Origin of the sequence: Paenibacillus foliorum, assembly GCF_013141765.1 — a bacterium.
Lineage (GTDB): Bacteria > Bacillota > Bacilli > Paenibacillales > NBRC-103111 > Paenibacillus_S > Paenibacillus_S foliorum.
In genome coordinates this window covers 171,479-189,974 of the sequence record NZ_WHOD01000102.1, presented here as the reverse complement: position 1 = coordinate 189,974, position 18,496 = coordinate 171,479, and the positions used below count along the sequence as shown (strand labels likewise).

At 45.2% G+C, this 18,496-nt stretch carries 17 protein-coding genes and 1 pseudogene; 13 read left to right on the top strand and 5 right to left on the bottom strand.

Translation table 11 applies throughout. The annotated features are described in order from the left end of the window. Nucleotides 1–21: 21 nt before the first annotated feature. From GC093_RS27505 to GC093_RS27485, 5 genes are read left to right on the top strand one after another with little or no spacing between them, the layout of a single operon-like run. The gene (locus tag GC093_RS27505; RefSeq protein WP_171655118.1) at nucleotides 22–939 is read left to right on the top strand and encodes an ABC transporter permease; all 918 of its coding nucleotides are present in this window, start codon (nucleotides 22–24) and stop codon (nucleotides 937–939) included. A gap of 13 nt (nucleotides 940–952) precedes the next feature. Then, the gene (locus tag GC093_RS27500) at nucleotides 953–1,879 is read left to right on the top strand and encodes an ABC transporter permease (RefSeq protein WP_376768684.1); all 927 of its coding nucleotides are present in this window, start codon (nucleotides 953–955) and stop codon (nucleotides 1,877–1,879) included. A gap of 33 nt (nucleotides 1,880–1,912) precedes the next feature. Then, entirely contained in the window at nucleotides 1,913–2,977 is a 1,065-nt protein-coding gene (locus GC093_RS27495) for an ABC transporter ATP-binding protein (protein WP_246315432.1), read from the top strand. After that, entirely contained in the window at nucleotides 2,916–3,929 is a 1,014-nt protein-coding gene (locus GC093_RS27490; RefSeq protein ID WP_281365332.1) for an ABC transporter ATP-binding protein, read from the top strand. The genes GC093_RS27495 and GC093_RS27490 overlap by 62 nt, the downstream gene beginning before the upstream one ends. Continuing rightward, complete coding sequence (locus tag GC093_RS27485) at nucleotides 3,922–5,421, top strand: gamma-glutamyltransferase family protein (protein WP_171655116.1); 1,500 nt, start codon at nucleotides 3,922–3,924, stop codon at nucleotides 5,419–5,421. The genes GC093_RS27490 and GC093_RS27485 overlap by 8 nt, the downstream gene beginning before the upstream one ends. A gap of 83 nt (nucleotides 5,422–5,504) precedes the next feature. Here the strand turns inward: GC093_RS27485 and GC093_RS27480 are convergent, their stop codons facing one another. Next, the gene (locus tag GC093_RS27480) at nucleotides 5,505–8,222 is read right to left on the bottom strand and encodes an alpha-L-rhamnosidase (protein WP_171655115.1); all 2,718 of its coding nucleotides are present in this window, start codon (nucleotides 8,220–8,222) and stop codon (nucleotides 5,505–5,507) included. Nucleotides 8,223–8,227: 5 nt separating this feature from the next. Then, the gene (locus GC093_RS27475; protein ID WP_171655114.1) at nucleotides 8,228–9,253 is read right to left on the bottom strand and encodes a glycoside hydrolase family protein; all 1,026 of its coding nucleotides are present in this window, start codon (nucleotides 9,251–9,253) and stop codon (nucleotides 8,228–8,230) included. Between the two features lie 303 nt (nucleotides 9,254–9,556). Here GC093_RS27475 and dapA point away from each other — a divergent pair, with 303 nt between their 5' ends. After that, entirely contained in the window at nucleotides 9,557–10,450 is an 894-nt protein-coding gene (gene dapA / locus GC093_RS27470; RefSeq protein WP_171655113.1) for a 4-hydroxy-tetrahydrodipicolinate synthase, read from the top strand. After that, nucleotides 10,450–11,085: an SGNH/GDSL hydrolase family protein gene (locus GC093_RS27465; protein WP_171655164.1), complete on the top strand. Its 636-nt coding sequence runs from the start codon at nucleotides 10,450–10,452 to the stop codon at nucleotides 11,083–11,085. The genes dapA and GC093_RS27465 overlap by 1 nt, the downstream gene beginning before the upstream one ends. A 106-nt stretch (nucleotides 11,086–11,191) precedes the next feature. On the opposite strand, the gene GC093_RS27460 is transcribed toward GC093_RS27465, so the two are convergent. Beyond that, entirely contained in the window at nucleotides 11,192–11,884 is a 693-nt protein-coding gene (locus tag GC093_RS27460; protein ID WP_171655112.1) for a stalk domain-containing protein, read from the bottom strand. A 363-nt stretch (nucleotides 11,885–12,247) separates the two neighbouring features. Between GC093_RS27460 and GC093_RS27455 the strand changes: the two genes are divergently transcribed. The 5 genes and pseudogenes from GC093_RS27455 to GC093_RS27435 all read left to right on the top strand — a co-directional run bounded on the left by GC093_RS27455 (nucleotide 12,248) and on the right by GC093_RS27435 (nucleotide 15,486). Then, nucleotides 12,248–12,943 carry a YetF domain-containing protein gene (locus tag GC093_RS27455; RefSeq protein WP_171655111.1) on the top strand — a complete coding sequence of 232 codons (696 nt, stop codon included), beginning with the start codon at nucleotides 12,248–12,250 and terminating at the stop codon, nucleotides 12,941–12,943. A gap of 155 nt (nucleotides 12,944–13,098) precedes the next feature. Beyond that, a complete protein-coding gene (locus GC093_RS27450; protein WP_171655110.1) occupies nucleotides 13,099–13,596 on the top strand; it encodes an NUDIX domain-containing protein in 498 nt (165 codons plus the stop codon). A 46-nt stretch (nucleotides 13,597–13,642) separates the two neighbouring features. Next, nucleotides 13,643–14,182: an ATP-binding protein gene (locus GC093_RS27445; protein ID WP_171655109.1), complete on the top strand. Its 540-nt coding sequence runs from the start codon at nucleotides 13,643–13,645 to the stop codon at nucleotides 14,180–14,182. Between the two features lie 55 nt (nucleotides 14,183–14,237). Beyond that, nucleotides 14,238–14,413, top strand: a pseudogene (locus tag GC093_RS27440) (MFS transporter); the annotation flags it as partial. 119 nt (nucleotides 14,414–14,532) lie between these two features. Next, nucleotides 14,533–15,486, top strand: coding sequence for an aldo/keto reductase (locus GC093_RS27435; RefSeq protein ID WP_171655108.1), 954 nt, complete (start codon nucleotides 14,533–14,535; stop codon nucleotides 15,484–15,486). A gap of 43 nt (nucleotides 15,487–15,529) precedes the next feature. Here the strand turns inward: GC093_RS27435 and GC093_RS27430 are convergent, their stop codons facing one another. Together GC093_RS27430 and GC093_RS27425 are read right to left on the bottom strand one after the other, a co-directional pair. Continuing rightward, nucleotides 15,530–16,639, bottom strand: a complete 1,110-nt coding sequence (locus tag GC093_RS27430; protein WP_171655107.1) for a saccharopine dehydrogenase family protein — start codon at nucleotides 16,637–16,639, stop codon at nucleotides 15,530–15,532. A 124-nt stretch (nucleotides 16,640–16,763) separates the two neighbouring features. Next, complete coding sequence (locus GC093_RS27425) at nucleotides 16,764–17,213, bottom strand: MarR family winged helix-turn-helix transcriptional regulator (protein WP_171655106.1); 450 nt, start codon at nucleotides 17,211–17,213, stop codon at nucleotides 16,764–16,766. Between the two features lie 188 nt (nucleotides 17,214–17,401). Here GC093_RS27425 and GC093_RS27420 point away from each other — a divergent pair, with 188 nt between their 5' ends. After that, on the top strand, nucleotides 17,402–18,379 hold the full coding sequence (locus tag GC093_RS27420; protein ID WP_171655105.1) for a hypothetical protein: 978 nt from the start codon (nucleotides 17,402–17,404) through the stop codon (nucleotides 18,377–18,379). Nucleotides 18,380–18,496 lie beyond the last annotated feature (117 nt).

Here is an 18,496-nt window from a genome sequence, read left to right as displayed (position 1 = left end):
ATTGACTAAGGAAGTGAACTCATGAAAAACTATGTAATTCGACGTTTGGTACAAATGATACCGGTGCTGTTTATTATCGTGTCTATAGTTTTCATTTTAATGTATGTTTCTGGGGATCCCGTTGTATTGATGCTTCCGGAAGATGCCACGCAGGAAGATATGGATGAGCTTAGACAAGCGTTGAATCTGGACAAACCTTTCTACGTGCAATTTGTGACGTATTTATGGAATGTGCTGCATGGCGATTTCGGAAATTCTTTTCGATTTAACCAAGACGCACTGACGCTTGTGTTGGAAAGGCTTCCCGCAACGTTCCTGCTTGCAGCAGCCTCGATGCTAATCGCTGTGCTTGTGGCGATTCCGCTTGGGATATTGTCCGCTACGCGCAAAAACTCGGTGCTTGAGCTGTTCGTTACGACAGGCACGGTGCTTGGGAAAGCGATGCCGAATTTTTGGGTCGGAATTATGCTGGTGCTGTTGTTCGGCATTAACCTGCAATGGTTTCCTGTGTCGGGAACAGGCACTCTGGCCCATCTTGTATTGCCGGCCATTACGCTCGGCACATCGGTCGCGGCTTACATTGCCAGATTGACCCGTTCGAGCTTGCTTGATTCGCTGCACCAGGAATACGTCAGAACGGCTAAAAGCAAAGGTTTAAAAAATTCGATAGTCATTTATAAGCATGCCTTACGAAACGCATTAATTCCGGTGGTGACGATCATCATGATGCAAACCGGGGGCTTAGTTGGCGGCGCGCTTGTAACTGAAGCAATTTTTGCCTGGCCTGGATTAGGGCAGCTTCTTGTGCAATCCGTCAATGGGAGAGATATGGCTGTTGTGCAGGCGGCTATTTGCGTCATTGCCATTCTGGTTATTGCCATGAATCTGATCACGGATATTCTCGTCGGATTGCTTGATCCGCGTGTCAAGTACAGATAAGGAGAGAAGACGGATGATGACGAGTACAGAAACGGCCAAGCTAAGTCCGAATGTGATGGCAGAGGCAGAGGGCAAGGGAACCTCCCGTTTGCCGAAGTGGCTTCGACTGCTGCTGAAAAGCAAAACAGGAACGACCGGGTTTATCATTTTGACGATAGTTACTGTTACTGCCATATTCGCCCCGTGGATAGCACCGTATGATCCGGTAGAACAGCATGTTGTAGATATGCTGGCACCACCATTTTGGCTGGAGGGCGGCAGCTCCAAATATATATTGGGAACGGATAACCTTGGCAGAGATTTATTGAGCAGGATCATTTACGGTTCTCAGGTGTCTTTAATTGTAGGGCTTTTTGCTGTAATTGTAGCGGGTGCGATCGGCTTGACCGTCGGTCTCGTCTCCGGTTTTTACGGAGGGTGGATCGATAATGTGTTTATGCGGCTCGTTGATTCATTTCTGGCGATTCCCAATATTTTGTTCACACTCGTCATTCTGAAGCTCACAGGCCCTGGGTTAATGACGCTGATCGTTGTGCTTGGGGTTACGAACTGGGTAGTATATGCAAGGGTGATCCGAAGCGAAGTGCTCAGCCTTAAAGAGCGGGAGTTTGTAAGAGCGGCGAGGTCAATCGGCGTACGTGACGGGGCGATTATGTTTAAGCATTTGCTTCCTAACGTATTCTCTTCATTCTCGGTTATTGCAACACTTAGTATGGCGACGACGATCATTTCTGAAGCATCGCTTAGCTTTCTTGGATTGGGCATTCAACCTCCGATTGTTTCCTGGGGGGGCATGCTGAGTACCGGACGCGAATACCTCGCAACCAATTGGGGACTGGCAACATTTCCAGGGCTGGCTATCACCATTACGACTTTAGGTATTATCTTCTTGGGTGACTGGCTGCGCGATGTTTTTGATCCCCGTTCTCAAGATTATTAAGGATCGTTACTATCCATGACGGGAGGACATAACTTGAATCAGCCGGTGTTGCAGGTCAAAGGGGTAAAAACGCATTTTTTTACAGAAAACGGAGCAGTACCGTCCGTGGATGGCATTACGTTCAACTTGTTTAAGGGAGAGATTCTCGGCATTGTAGGAGAGTCCGGATCCGGCAAAAGCGTCACCTCCTTATCGGTTATGAGGTTAATTGAGCATCCCGGTAAAATCGTCGAAGGTGAAATCCGATATCAAGATCGCGATTTACTGCAGCTGGAAGAAAGCGAAATGAGAAGAATAAGAGGACGGGAGATTGGGATGATCTTCCAAGAACCGTTAACCGCGTTGAATCCGGTGTTCCGCATCGGACATCAAATTCAGGAATCACTGATGAATCATTATAAATTGAATAAACAGGAAGCCAAGCAACGGGTGCTGGAGCTGTTAAGAAGAGTTAATATCGCGAGGCCTGAAAGCGTCTATGAAGCTTTTCCTCACGAATTAAGCGGCGGTATGCGGCAAAGGGCAATGATTGCCATGGCAATTTCCTGCAATCCTAAAATCCTGATCGCCGACGAGCCGACAACCGCTTTGGACGTCACGATACAGGCGCAAATCTTAAGAATTATGAAAGAAATTATTGAAAAGGAAGGCAGCTCGGTCATATTGATCACGCATGATCTGGGTGTAATTGCAGAAATGGCGGATCGGGTCGCGGTGATGTACGCGGGGCAAATTGTGGAGCAGTGTGATGTGTTCACCTTATTTAGAGAGCCAAAGCATCCATATACGAAAGGATTGTTAAAAAGCACCCCTAAGCTGCACAACCTGAAGGAAACGCTCGATTCCATAGAAGGCTCGGTGCCTAATCCGTTATTCATGCCGAGCGGCTGCCGGTTTCACCCGCGCTGTCCATACGCAACGGAGTCGTGCACGAAACACGAGCCCGAGTTGATTGAGCCGGCGCCGGATCATCAGGTGCGCTGCTTGATGTACGGGCAAGAGTTCGAACAACACTGGCAGAGAAGAGGTGAAGCTGATGGAAACGACGGAAAACCGCAAAGCGATTTTACAAATTCAGAGATTAAGCAAGCATTTTGAAATTAGTAAAGGGTTCGTAAAAAAGCAAACGCAAATTTTGAAAGCGGTGGATGAAGTTGATCTTGTCGTATATGAGGGTGAAACTCTTGGCATCGTAGGCGAATCGGGCTGCGGGAAATCAACACTGGGAAATATGATCATGCACTTGACGGAAAGCACTTCAGGAAACATTTTATTTGAGGGCGCCGATCTTACTCAATTGTCACGCGAGGAGCTGCGCCGAAAGCGCAAGGATATTCAGATGATTTTCCAAGATCCGTTCTCCTCTTTGAACCCGAGATGGAAGGTATTTGATATTATTGCCGAGCCTCTTCGTACACACGGACTCGCCGAAGGGAAGAGCTTGAAGGAGCAGGTGCATACTCTGCTTGAGGCCGTCGGATTGTCCCCGGATTACGCTAACCGGTTTCCTCATCAGTTCAGCGGGGGACAGAGGCAGAGAGTAGGGATCGGTCGAGCCTTGGCGTTGAAGCCGAAATTGATCGTATGCGATGAACCCGTTTCCGCACTGGACGTGTCCATTCAATCGCAGATCTTAAATCTTCTTTCTATTTTGCAGAAACGGTACGGGTTAACTTACATTTTTATCGCGCATGGTCTTCCGGCCGTTGCTTATATCAGCGATCGGATAGCGGTGATGTACCTCGGTAAAGTCGTGGAAATCGGTGACAAGGAAGACTTGCTGAATCATCCGGCCCACCCTTATACCGAAGGGCTCCTGGCATCCGCACCTGTAACCGATCCACAGCTTCGCACAAAAAGGAAGGTGCTCGAGGGGGAAACACCAAATCCGCTGAACCCGCCATCCGGCTGTGCTTTTCATACGCGATGTCCTTACGTGAAGGATCGCTGCAAAATAGAGACGCCTGCGCTGCAGTTGGCAGGATCAGGCCGTTCCGTGGCCTGTCACTATCCGCTTGAGGCGGGGGGAGGGGTGTTGCTTCATGGGTAACGGACGGCAGTATTGCGTTAGTTCGGCGCATCCGCTCGCTACGAAAGCGGGAATGTCTGTACTGCGGGCAGGGGGGAATGCAGTGGACGCGGCTATTGCAATTTCATATATGTTAGGTGTAGTGGAGCCTTACGCTTCTGGCATCGGCGGCGGAGGTGTCATGCTCATATTGCCAGCAGATGGGCGGGATCCGATCGTGTGTGATTATCGGGAAGTTGCGCCAATGTCAGGTGTTATTTCCCAAGAGGAAGTCGGTGTCCCTGGTTTCGTGAAAGGTATGGAACGAGTACATCAATTATTCGGAACGATGGATATAGGGACGATCATGAACCCGGCTATCATGGCAGCCGAGGAAGGCGTTCCCACTGGTGAAGCGTTGCAGCGGCAGCTGGGGCAAGCACAGCACTTGGTGGTGGAGCGGTTTCCCGAGCTGTTCCCTGGCGGAACGGCGCTACGTGCCGGAGAGCTGCTAAAACAGCCGTTATTGGCACAAACCATGCGGGACGTTCGTGACCGAGGCTCAGTAGCATTTTATGAAGGGGATGGGGCGCGTCACATTTCTGCTGCCATTGAAGGGATGACCGAGGAAGACTTTCGGGAATACCGCGTTTCCGTCAAGAAGCCAATCTACAGTGAATATGACAGCTACGATGTGATTACGTCTCCGCCTCCTTTCGGCGGCGTCACGCTAGTTCAAGCTTTGAAAATCAGCGAAGCCATTCATTTGCATAAGCATCCGTCAGACTCTATGCCCTATATTCATCAATGGGGAGAGATAATCGGCAAATGTTATGCACTGCGAAAGACGACGATGGGCGACCCTGATTTTTGCGATCCGCCGGTACAAAGAATGCTTAGTAAAGAATTGATTGAGCTGCTCGCGGCAAGCGTCAACCCGGACGGATTATCGCAAGCCCCGACTACTTTGGACGATGTTGCCAATACAACCCACTTTGTCGTATCCGATGGAGAAGGCATGTGCGTATCTGTGACAAACACGATTGGTGGATTCTTCGGTCCAGGCATTGGCATGGGAGGTTTTTTCCTAAACAATCAGCTGCGCAATTTTACGAATGACGACAGTTCTCCTAATGTCCCGCAGCCTGGAAAAAGACCTCAAAGCTACGTGTGTCCTACCATTCTACGCAGCGACAAACAAACGATTGTTATCGGCTCTGCTGGAGGGAAGCGGATTCCTATGACGCTGTCGATTATTTTGCAAAACGTAGTTAAGAGGCAGACCGGTATAGAAGAGGCTTTAGCAATTCCGCGCTTCTTTATTGACCAGAATGTAGTTTACACAGAAAACCGACTGCCGTTAGAAGTGCAACAGAGCTTGGTTGGACTTGGTTATGAGGTCATTTACAACCCCGATCCGATGTTTTATGGAGGGGTTCATGGTTTGATGGTAACGCATGAAACAGGCAGTGTATCCGGTGCTGCCGATCCACGGAGAGGCGGGTCAAGCGAAGTAAGCGGAATGGAACAATAAAATACACGCAGCTCACGTTCAACACCCCGGAAAGCAGGCTCTTAGGTAAATACCTGAAAGAGTCGCTTTCCGGGGTATTAGGGTTACGTGCTTGCAGACAGCGAGTCTCTGTTAGCTGACAGGGCGCCTGCAAAATGGTACTGCCCCGAGGCAATGCGAAAGCGTGCACTGTCGACTTCAAAGCTTACAGCTTCGATCCCTTGAGCTGGAGTCTCTTCAACAGATTTTCCATTCTCCGTAATAGGCCTTGAAGCTGAGGCGGGTACATAAACATCTCCTATACAGTTGGCAGGAAGCTCTACATCAAGAGTAAATCCATTATCATTGCTGCACTTCCACGCTACACGGACTTTACCAACAGGAAGGTGATGTTCGGCAATAACAGCTTCCAAACCGTTTGGCAATGCCGGGTGAATCGTTATCCTGTAGGTTTCGAGTGAAGGCTCATACACATAATCCACTCCAGCCAAATACCGGTAAAGCCACTCCTCCAAATGTCCCAGCATAAAATGATTCTGCGATTTCCCTATGGTAGGACCATCCCAAGCTTCTGTCAACGTAGTCGCTCCGTGGGCAATTTGATATCCGTAGCTCGGAAAATCGGTTTTCTTCGCCATTTGGTAAATGATATCAGAGCGTCCATTTTGCGCGAGAGCCAGAAGCACATAGCGATGTCCAACATCTCCTGCTGTCGTATGGTACCCGTTCTGTTGAATACTCTCGATCAAATGGGAGAGCAACTGCTCCTTGTGATCCTCATCAACTAGTCCTAATACTAACGGCATCGCATTCGAGGTCTGGCTTCCGGTAGCATATTGGGTTGTAACCGGATCGAAAAATGCTTTGTTGAATGCTAACTTAATCTCATCACGAAGATGGCTATATTGGAGAGCTTCTTCCGTTTTATTCAACAAGCTTGCTATTTGGGTGAAGATATCAACCATATGATAGAACATGGCGGTTTCGGTGTGAGCGATGGGCGTGTTTTTGGCAAACCCGGGTCCATCATCGTTCACATCATACCAGTCGCCAAGCCCAACGGTAACAATTAATTGCTCGGAGGCTGAGGTTATGTAATCAACATAGGCCTTCATTCCATCGTAATGCTCGGTTAGAATGCGGCTGTTGCCATACAAGCGCAGCAAATTCCAGCCTGTAAGCACATAGGCGGCTCCCCACGAAACCGAGTCTCGGAAGCATCGCCATTGCTCGGAAAATTCAACATATTCTGGTGCTGTAGTCGGCACCATGCCATTAGGCAGCTGCGCATCCCGAATATCCTCCATGGTTTTGGTCAGCAGCGCTTCAATCTGATAATTGTAAGCAACAGAAGGACCCATTAGGTGGATTTGCTCTAACCAACCGAGCTTTTCACGATGCGGGCAGTCTGTGAAGATACTTTTCATATTGCTCAAGACAGCCCAGTTAATGATCTCGTGAGTGCGGTTCAAGATGCTATCCGAGCTTTCGAAGCTTCCGGTGCTTTTCGTATCCGGATAGATCATTTGTCCCTCAATTCGTACGAGAATAGGACTGTCCTCTGTAGGATTCTCATTCGCTTTTGCAGGGATGGCGCCTTCTATTTGTACATAACGAAATCCATAATAGCTGAAGCGCGGTGACCAGACCTCAAGGCCACTACCGCTTGTTATATAATTAAAACGGTAAGGCGAGCCTGTCCATTTCTGGTTGACGTAGCCGTTATCCTTCAATAATTCCCCAGGGGATAAGGTGATTTGAGCGCCTTTGGGACCGATGACGGAGATTTCAACCCAGCCGGAGAAGTTTTGACCGAAGTCGGCGATATATACCCCGGGAGCTGGCTGTGTTATGCTTATCGGCTTGAAGGTTTTCATAACCTTCAAGGGATGCAGCGCCTGGGATTTCAATTGGCCAGTGGGAGAGTCGACGATGGCGGCATGCTTCCATGCGCTGTCCTCCAAGAAATCAGGCTGATCCCAGCCTATTGGCTCACGGCAGGCATCATAATCCTCACCCCCATAAATACATGCAAAGGTAATTGGCCCAGCTGTGGTGCGCCAGTCCTGGCTGCTAGCTATCGTGGCCGTCGAACCATCGGTATAGGTAACCTCCAATTGAACCAGAAATCTTAGAGAACCGAAGGAGCCTTTAAATTTCTTGTACCGTCCGCCTGTAACATTGAAAAATCCGTTCCCAAGCATCACTCCAATAGCATTAGCGCCTTCGGTTACTTCCTTGGTCACATCGTAAGTAGAATAGAGACAAGTTTTATTATAATTAGTCCAGCCCGGATCCAGAACATGGTCTCCGACCTTAGTTCCATTTAAGCGAAGCTCGTATTGCCCTAAACCGCAGATATAAGCTCTTGCTGTAGCGACAGGCTTTTCAAGTTCAAATTCACACCTGAATAGTGGAAGCGCTCTATTATCGGACTGCTCTTCATCCGCTGCGCCGATCCATTGAGCCGACCAATCCTTATCAGTCAGCAATCCCATCTCCCAAAAGGCTACAGCGCTTTTCGTCATATGGCCGCTCGAATCCCATACCTGTACCTGCCAATAATAGCGGGTTCTAGAGATGAGAGCAGGGCCATCATATAAAATGTGTACATTTTTTCTGCTCGTGACCTTACCGCTATCCCAAATATTACCGATTCCGTGCTGGATGCTTACCTCGTTATCCGACACTATAATCCTGTAAGCGGATTGGTTTTGCGAACGAGCCGATTCGGACTTATAGCTCCAGCCAAGCGCAGGTCGTTCAACATCTATACCGAGCGGGCATTGCCTACTTTCCACAAACAGTTCATCAACCAACATCTTCTTCAGGTCTCCTTTGTGACAGACAAGGATGTAAAAATGTCTTGTGATGCAGCTACACTGATCGTTCGGAATTCTTTGCCGTAATTGATAGTACGGTCTCCATCCTTAATAAGCCTGCATGAGCAATAGAAATGATAGAGAACCCCATTGTGAGTGATGACAGATGGCTTATGGGCGAAGATAGAATCGATGCTGCCTTCTTCTCCAACACAGATGATTGGATCAGGATATTTTTCCCAGTTCAGCAGGTCCTTGGACAGCGCGATCCCTTCCTGAGCTTGCTTGTAATTATAACCGAAGAAATACATGATCCATTCGTTATTATGCTGCAAAATACAAGGGTCGCTGACAAAACCGCTGTCCCAGCGATCAGGTGAAACCTTCAATACCGGGTTATGCTCATAACGCTGCCATTGCAACAGATCGGTGGAGAACGCAACTCCTGTTTGTTCAATCCATCTGCCTTTATTTTTATTTTTGGCGTTATAGAATAAATAAAAGCGGCCTTTGGCCTCAATGAGGCATTCCTTGTACAACCCGCCCTTCTCCCAATCCGCACCTTCCTCTGGAGTTAGAATTGGATCCGGTAATCGGTGCCATTCTAGCAAGCTTTCATCCTCTGACCAGGCAATACCTATCTTCGCGGAGCCTTCTTCGTAGCCGAAATCGGGATAGGCGTGATAGACCATCCAATATTTATTGTTCCATTTCTTAAGGACTGGTGGAGCATCCAACTGATTTTCCTTCAAAATCCATGTGCCGGCTACATTTTTGGAATCCCAGCCTGAGCCTTCATTCCGTCGCAGAATGATACCGAGATGCTCCCACTGTAACAAATCATTACTTGTAGCTAAGGCGGTTTGATAACCTGTACCATCAAAGCCAACATACATCATGTAAAATTGGTCGTTGTGCTGGAATACAAATGGACAATCAACTGCGCGTTCATCAAAATGGCCTGGTATCCCCGAACCAACTAGAACAGGTTTACCTAATTTATATGGTGTTAAATAGGGTTCAATATTCATTAAGACAGCCCCTTACAATTACGATTTTAAATAGATTACTACATTATATGCCTAGGTTGTGGGGGCGATCGCGTCTGAATTATGGGTTGATTGTACTCTAGCCTTTATAACGGAACCAATCAGGACTAAATAGGTCGGATACACCTAATTGATGAGGGAATGAGTGGATTGACTCCCCTTGTGGGCTGGATTATTATGATGCAGCATGGAGGCGTTTTCAGCAAAATGTAGGTTTGATCATTCATTAATTGCGTGTTTACAAAGTTAGCTTTCAAAATATTAAAGTATATAAGGAGAGATTACATGTTTAAACCAGCAGGCATTATTCCAGCTCTTATCACCCCATTTGACTCCAACCAAAATATAGACGAGCCCGCCTTACGGCAATTGGTTCGTAGACAGATTGAGGGCAAAGTACACGGTTTATTTTGCTTAGGGACTAACGGGGAGTTCTTTTCTTTAACTGAAAATGAGAAGCTTCGTGTAGCAGAAATTGTAATCGAAGAAGCGCGAGGCAAGCTTCCAGTCTATGTGGGTGCAGGATGTATCACAACCCAAGAGACTGTATCCTTGGCAGTACGCTTGGAGCAGATGGGAGCGGATGCTCTGTCGGTTATTACACCTTATTTTTTAACGTTTACACAGCAGGAGCTGATTGCTCATTATCGTACGGTTGCAGAAGCAACGAATCTGCCGATCATTCTATACAATATTCCTGCTCGTACAGGCAACTCTCTACATCCACGCAGCGTAGAGGAGCTTAGCAAGGTGCCTAACATTGTTGGGATCAAGGATAGCAGCGGCAGCTTCGATACCATTTTGCAATTTATTGAAATGGGCGGCCCTGATTTTGCTGTGTTGGCAGGCTCAGATTCGCTTATCTTGGCTACACTTATGGCCGGAGGGCATGGTGCTATTGCATCGACAGCTAACGTATTCCCCGAGATTGTTGGGTCTATCTATGACCTATGGAAGCAAGGCGAGCTCGAACAAGCGGAGCTATCACAGCGCAAATTAAGAGCGTTGCGCAATTCCTTTGCGCTAGGGACATTGCCAAGCGTGTTGAAGGAAGTTATGAATGAGATGGGTCTCCCTGCAGGAGAATCGAGATTGCCGGTTCAACCACTGGGAGAACTAGGAAAAGCAGAAGTTCGAAGCATGGTGAAGCTCTACAAGGAGGAGGGAGTGGTGAAATGATGCCATTCAACCCTAAGGATAGAATTGTATTTATAGGCGATAGCATTACTGACAAAGGGAGAAAGAAGGATCCTTTGAAGCTGGGCAACGGCTATGTTAGAATGCTGCACGACTATTTGACTGTGGAATTACCGAGTCATTCACTGAAAATAATCAATGAAGGTGTATCGGGAAACCGCGTTATCGATCTGGAGAAAAGATGGCGGATGGATGTACTGGATCATCATCCCCAATGGATCTCCATATCTATAGGCATCAATGATGTATGGCGCCAATTGGATTCGCCTGATGCAGATCAGGTATATCCTGAGCGGTTCGAAGCGGTTTACCGGAATATGCTGGAGCAAACGAAGCAATTGCCTGATTGCCGACTCATTCTTATGCAGCCGACGGTCATTAAAGAGTACACGGACTCTACAGGAAACAGCTTATTAAAGCCGTATGTTAACATTGTTAACCGTTTGGCTGATGAATACGACGCAATCCTGGTACGGACTCATGAGGCGTTTATCGAGTTCCTTGAGTGTGAAACAGGGAAGGATCTAACCACTGATGGCGTGCATATGACAACCTTGGGGGATTCCTTGATGGCATCGGCTTGGATCAAAGCGCTAAGCCATGTTAACCAGCAATAATTAATCCAAAATTGTTGATGATGGAGTTTGCCATTACTCAAATAAAAACCAAGTCCGTACTTGTGCGGGCTTGGTTTTTATTTGAGATTGTATCAGTCGAGGGGAACTATTTTATTTCCACTACAAACACATAGGAGGCACTTCTCTCTAATTGATCCCATGTAGATCGAATAACCAAAGTATATATACCCGGTTCATCTGTGAAAACTAGGCGGCCCTTTTCTGAGTTTAATTCCTCATATTTATTACGTACTAAGTTTTCCTCTTTCTCGTTACCTACTAACTTTAAGACCTTTATTGAGTCTGGTTCCATTCCCTTCGGATATTGGATAACTAAGCTTGATTTTTGTAAGACAGGTATAGGTTGATAATCAAAAACTTTAGCTAAATCGGCGAGTGGGATGAAATCAGCACAACCCATCCAACAACCACTACCTTGTAGTAGCGGGACTTCTTGCTTCCATAGACCACCATTTTTAGACTTTTTCTCATAAGTAACAAGGGGAGATGGGGCAAGTGTAAGCTCATCAAATTTGGCAGTAGACTGTTGAATTCGGACTCTATTATAGGCTTCATCATAAACAACCTCTGCTGCCATATTTTCAGCTATAAATCGAATAGGAACATAAGCATTTCCGTTGTAGTTAAAAACGGTGTAGCCATTAGTTACTTGTTTGGACTGTCCGTTAATTAAGAAATGAACCGGAAACAATAGAACTTCCAATGAATTGGTAGCGTAAGCCGCTGTACTTATCGATAAAAGACCACCGAGAACTAAACCTAGAATAAACTTTTTCATAAGGAATACCTCAATTCTATCCATTTATTTAACTCAAGAATGAGTTTATATAGGGTTAAACGTACTCTACACACCTTTTGTTGTGATTTAAAGAAAATATTTCCATTTATTAACGTGACAGGCGAGTTAACGCGAACATTTGGAGGTGAATAGTTGGAATCAAGTGAATATGATATTTGTAATCAAAATGAAATCTAATTTACATCTGAAGTTAATGAATCAAGCCTATAATAGAAGGTAATCCCCCTTTTAATATAAAATTTAAGACCCACATCCCGTTGATGTGGGTCTCTTTCTGTTTTCTCTTGATCAACTTTTGGAAATAATAAACTTTGGCGTCAATTTGGATATTGGAGATGACTTATGGAGAGCATTTGGGAAACCTCGTTTAGAACTTTAATAGGATTTTTAGTTTTACTGCTTTTGGCACGTATGCTTGGAAAAAAACAATTAAGTCAATTTACATTTTTTACATACATCACGGGAATTACTCTTGGAAACATTGCGGGAGAATTGGTGCTAAACAGAGATATTAAAATGATTGATGGCATTACGGGGTTAACGGTTTGGGCACTTTTAACACTAGGAATAGAATATGTAAGCCTTAAATCATCGAAGGCAAGGGTATTATTAGATGGTGAACCGACAATAGTCATCAAAAATGGAAAAATTCTAGAAAAAGCAATGGCTTCAAGCCGATTAAATATGGATGATCTAAGTATGCTTCTACGGGATAAAAATATTTTTTCTGTCCGAGAGGTCGATTACGCGATATTAGAACCCAATGGAAAACTGAGTGTTTTGAAAAAGCAAGAGGAGGAAAATGCAACTAAAAAGGATCTGCAAATTCCTTTGAAACAGCGTTTATACCTTCCCTCAGAGCTTATTGTTGATGGTAAAATTGTGGCAAGAAATCTGAAGGAACTAAAGCTAAACCAGGATTGGCTCGAACATCAAATCAAACTATCAGGTGTACAATCGGTTGAAGAAGTTTTTTTTGCAGAGTTACAGAGTGATGGAAGCGTGTATGTGGACAAAAAGATAGAGAACACTGTATGAAGCCGGCATCCGTATTCTAGGGTTCAGTCAGCACACATTCGTTCTCATTTTTAGAACGGTTTAATTAAAAATGGGTATTTTTGTTAGCGATGTAAAGGAATATACTTGTTATCAAAGGGGAGCTGCTCTTTTTATAGTTAAGGGAGGAATTTAGTATGTCTGGTAAATGGTCAGAATCATACACAGGACAATTGCGTCAGTTAGTGGGTCATCGTAAATTAATTATCCCTTCCATACGAGCAATAATTCATAATGATAAAGGGGAAGTTTTATTCATAAAAAGACGCGGTGATGGTAGTTGGGCATTACCCGCAGGGGCGATAGAGCTTGAGGAATCAATCTTTCAATGCTTACAGCGTGAGGTTCAGGAGGAAACCGGACTCTATGTACTTGAAGCCACACTAATTTCCATTTATACGGAACCGCGATTTTCTGTTGTTACTTCCTACAGCGATGAGTATCAAGGCTTTGAATTTTTATATCGGGTTGATCGTTGGTCTGGTTTAATAGCCAATGTGACGGACGAGACAACTGCTGCGCATTTCTTCCCCCTAAATAATCTCCCATCTACTTCCCCAGGCTACTGGGCTAACCATCAAATAGAAGTTTTTGAAGATCTTAAGGACTTTCAAGGTGTCCCATTGATTAAATAATTACATCTGGAGGAACCCTACTTCAATTTACAAAATGGAGGTAAGCATGAAAAATAAAATACATATCCTTGGCGCCTCGGGTTCAGGAGCATCGACTCTTGGAAGGGATTTATCTATGATACTGCCACATGTAAATTTAGATGGTGATGATTATTTTTGGATTGAGAAATTTACTGAAAAAAGGGGATTAAAGGCTAGAGTTCAGTTACTAAAGGAAGACCTTACGAATAATAAGCAATGGATTCTTTCAGGCGCTGTATGTGGTTGGGGAGATGAAATAAAGTCGTATTTTGATCTAGTTATTTTTATTTATACTCCTAAAGACATTAGGCTCCAAAGGTTAGAACAAAGGGAATTTCAAAGATATGGTGATGAAATATTACCTGGTGGAAGTAAATACGAGCAATCAAGAGCTTTTTTAGAGTGGGCAGCCCTATATGATGAGGCTGGTTTAGAGGTTAGAAGCAAATCTTTACACGAGCATTGGATGTCAGATTTAACATGTCCGATATTGAGGATTGAAGGAGATCAAACAGTTAAAGAAAGAGTGAATATAGTTCTAGATTATCTCAAAACCAGACGATAGCCATCGCAACTAATGGGAATCTACAATGGCGGAGCTTGCGAGATAGCCCTTGACAAAGTCATTAGGTGCTGCCGCTATCCCGGCAACAGCCATGCTTATCCCGATCGCTACTTTGCTCCAGAGCGCAGAGGCTCAGCTTTAGGTATGACGGCAGTTGGTTTGGCTATTGGCGGTGCTCTTGGACCTGTAATGTCTATCTTTATTGTCAGCTTGGCTCATTGGGAACACTTGGAGATTACGCTAACGAAATAACCTTTAGGTAACTAGGTTTACTTAATTACAGTTCTTATCTATTTCATAAAGATTGATTATAATTATCATATCCAATAGATCAAGGAGTGGTTACATTTATGAAATATCGCAAACTTGGAAAAAACGGTCCTGAGCTATCTATCGTCGGCTTTGGATCATGGGCAATCGGCGGGGGAGGCTGGGCCAGCGCTTGGGGCGAGCAAGACGATCAGTTGTCTCTGGATAGCGTTCGCGCTGCGCTTGATGCGGGCATCACTTTTTACGATACCGCAGCTGTTTACGGTCTTGGCCACTCAGAAGAAGTTATCGGAAAAGCGTTGAAGGGCGATCGTGACAAAGTTATTCTAGCGACAAAATGTGGCTTGGTTTGGAATGAGGAGAAGCAGGTATCCAAGAACGGTACTTATGACTCTGTTATCCGTGAAGCTGAAGCATCACTGCGCCGCCTTGATACAGATTATATCGATCTGTACCAAATGCATTGGCCGGATACGGATCAGCATGCTTCAGCAGAAGAAACGATGCGTGCTATGGACAAGCTGGTGCAAGACGGTAAGGTTCGTTATGTAGGGGTAAGCAACTATAACATTCCTCTGCTGGAGCAATCGCTTACTGTTAGACATGTGGACTCCTTACAGCCCCCATACTCTATACTAAGACCTGCCATAGAGAAGGAACTATTGCCTTATTGTCTTGAGAAAGGCATCGGTGTCGTTGGGTATAGCTCGTTAACTTCGGGGCTGCTTTCGGGCAATTATACATATGATACGAAATTTGATGAAGGCGATTGGCGTTCCCGGAATGCTGCGCATACAGGCGAAGGTCTGAGAAAGAACGTGGACAGGGTCGAGAAGCTGAAGGAGATTGCAGCCAGCTTCAATATTACGATGCCGCAGCTAGCAATCGCTTATGTGTTGGCGCATCCGGCGTTAACCAGCGCGATTGTCGGGGTACGTAAACCTAGCCATATTACGAGTGTTCTGCCTGCACTGGATGTTACGCTCGATGAAGCGACATTGACGGAAATTCGCGCGATTGCTGCAAGTTTATAGCCTGTAGGATTCCGGCAAATAGGGTTCGTTCCAAAGTGATTTCTCACTTAGGGAACGTTCCCTTTTTTTTAGTCTTCTGTTTTCCATTTATCCTGGTTTCAATAGAAACCATCTGACGAATAGGATGCAATAGAGTCTCTAAATCAAACAATTGATCAATATGATATACACCATGGGGGGACGAGGAGCGGTAGACAATATTCGCTAAGGCAGAGGCGACCTTGGCGGTAATTACAGCTTCGTTTTTCCCTTGTAGGAAGCACTCTACCATCACATTCTCTTGGTTCTTTTTCCCCCATGCGTCAATTTTTACGGCAAATAGCTCCGTTCCGAATCGCATCTTGCCAAACAATTGAACGATGGTGTTGCGAATCGGCATATACTTCAATAAGCGGAACACTCCCGCTGCTCTCAGCCAAGCCAGTAATTCGGTTACTGGTTTCGAATCGAAACAGAGTCGTGTGGAGACGGATGGTACACCAAGCGTTCGCGGAAGTACGTGCTGATCCGAAAAATTGAATCGAAATGCTTTTTTACGCCCTAAACTTGTTCCGAAATCGGTTATTTTTCCGTCCTTGAAGCTTCCGACTTCCATACTGCGTCCATCTTTTACGACTTGATATTGCGTGCCTAAGTTATCGATTGTCCATTCGATTGCGGCCTTGCCATGCTGATCTCCCAAACCAAGCATGATAGATATATCAATGGCATCTGTCTGATCCATTAAGCGTTTGGCGTGGAGAGCCATCAAATTCGTCATCCCAGGAGCAAGGCCGATGCTCAACACTGCCGTTGACCGACTGGTCAAAGCTTCTGAATGCAATTTTTCCACCTGAGATAGAAACGAAACATTCGCGGAAATGTCCACATGATGAATTTCTTTTTCTAAACAAGAACGAACGAAGCTGGTATCGGTTTGATCCAGACACATAACGATCAACTTAACGTTATCCAGAGCATTCGGATCGACAGGTTCACTGATGTTGAGTTGTAATGGCCTGACCTTTCCGCCAGTTGCGCGGCTGAATTGCTCCGCACGTTCAAGGCTTCTTCCTGCAGCAAAAACTTTGCCCGGATATAAATCACATAGTTCTCTACAGATCATTTGACCAACATGACCATAACCGCCGATCACGACAATGTGCTCCTTCATATAGGTTCTCCTTTTATTGTAAGTTGTTCATGAAAGTTTGTTTTATCAACTTCGATCACTCAGTAGTTCTCACTCTTGTGTGTTTGATAATGGTATAGCAACTAAACTAAATACTCAAAAAAAATTACTTTTGCAAAAAAGAGTTTAATTTAGCAATGCATGTCTCGAATATTTGGATCTCCTGTTCGCTTAACTGATTACGCAGTTGACTGTAAAATTCGAGATGGACCTCTTCGTGGGCTGCGTTAGCATGCTTTCCTTTTTCCGTAAGTGAAATCATGATGCCTCTAGAATCAGTTGGATGTGGTGAACGTATGACAAGTTCTTTCGCTTCCAAGCGTGCGACAAGCTGCGTGACCGCACCTTTAGTAATCCCCAGGCGCCCGGCGAGCTCGCTCATAAGAACGTTTCCCTCGGAACCGATGGCATCAATTGTATGAATTTCGCTAGGCGTTAAGGGGCCTGCGTCCCCAAAGGTATGGGGCTGGCGTTCCAATCGCCGAAGCTGCATAATCAAGCGACCAAGATTGCGGCTGCCATTATTGTACGATTGAGTGAAATTTTTATTATCCATAGAAACTAGTATAGTTTCTAAACTTATTAGTTGTCAAGAAAGAGATAAACTACTGACATGACTGATGTGGAATCAAGTACAATTGAAAGGCAGAAATTCAGCCGATATCTCATAATATGTTTGTGAATAAATAATTTTTTCCAATCTGTATGATGATAAGAGGATCAGTTAAAAGGAGCGGTGACAGTATGACTTCATCAGGATTAACGTTTGGAATTTACCCACTAAGTGTAGCGGGCACTCCTACTGGGTTGGCTGTCGGGCCGCAGGATAACTATGAAAAAATTCAACTAGCGCTCGAGGACCTTAGAGGTGGGACTAGGATGCTGCTTCCAAGAAACTACATCATTTATACGGGACGAGAATCGGATTCCAAAATGTTATCGTTGGCGGATCGCTATCTTGATGCTGGTTTATTGGGAGATTTGACAGTAGGATGTCTCCAAGAACCGGACCTAGAACTGGCTGGCTGGCTTGATTTTATTCACGAAGTCATTAATAAGTACGGTTCACAATTGGCTTCACTTCAAATAACGAACGAGCCCAATTTGGTGTTTATGGAAGGTTCGAAGCCGTATGTACTGAGAGCCCTTGTCGAAGGAGTTATTGCAGCCAAAAAGGAAACCCGGAATCGTAATCTCCCAATTAAGATTGGATTCGGTTCGGTGCCGGATGGCCCTATGACGGTTCCTCATTTTTGGGAAAACCTCGCTGAGCTTGGAGGGGAAAAGCTTATAGAATCCCTTGATTTTGTGGGACATAATTTTTATGTGGATGTCTTCGAGGAACCGTTCGATTTAGAAGAAATACCGGCTTCCGTGGAACGCACGCTTCGAAATTTAAGGGAAAGAGATCTTATCACGGGTGGTGTACCTGCATCGATCCCCATACGAGTTACCGAGAATGGATGGCCTACCGGAAAGAACCCTTTTATAAATATAGAAAGATCATACGGACATCAAGCGAAAGTTCTCGAGACAGTTATACGAACAATCTATAAGCTGCGTATGGAGCTGAATATTACCCATTATGAGCTTTTTGGACTCCGGGATGCAGATAGCTCCAAAGATGATCTTTTTCATCAATTTGGGATTGTTCAGGATGATTATTCGCCGAAACCGGCTTATTATACCTATAAGAAATTAATACAGGAGCTCGGTATTTGATGAAGGAGGACCGTGAGTAATGATTATCTTATTGAGTGGATTAGGAGAGTTTACGAATACATCGACAATAGGGTGTTACTTATGGTGGAATGAATTCTGATTTATTTTTCAATTGTA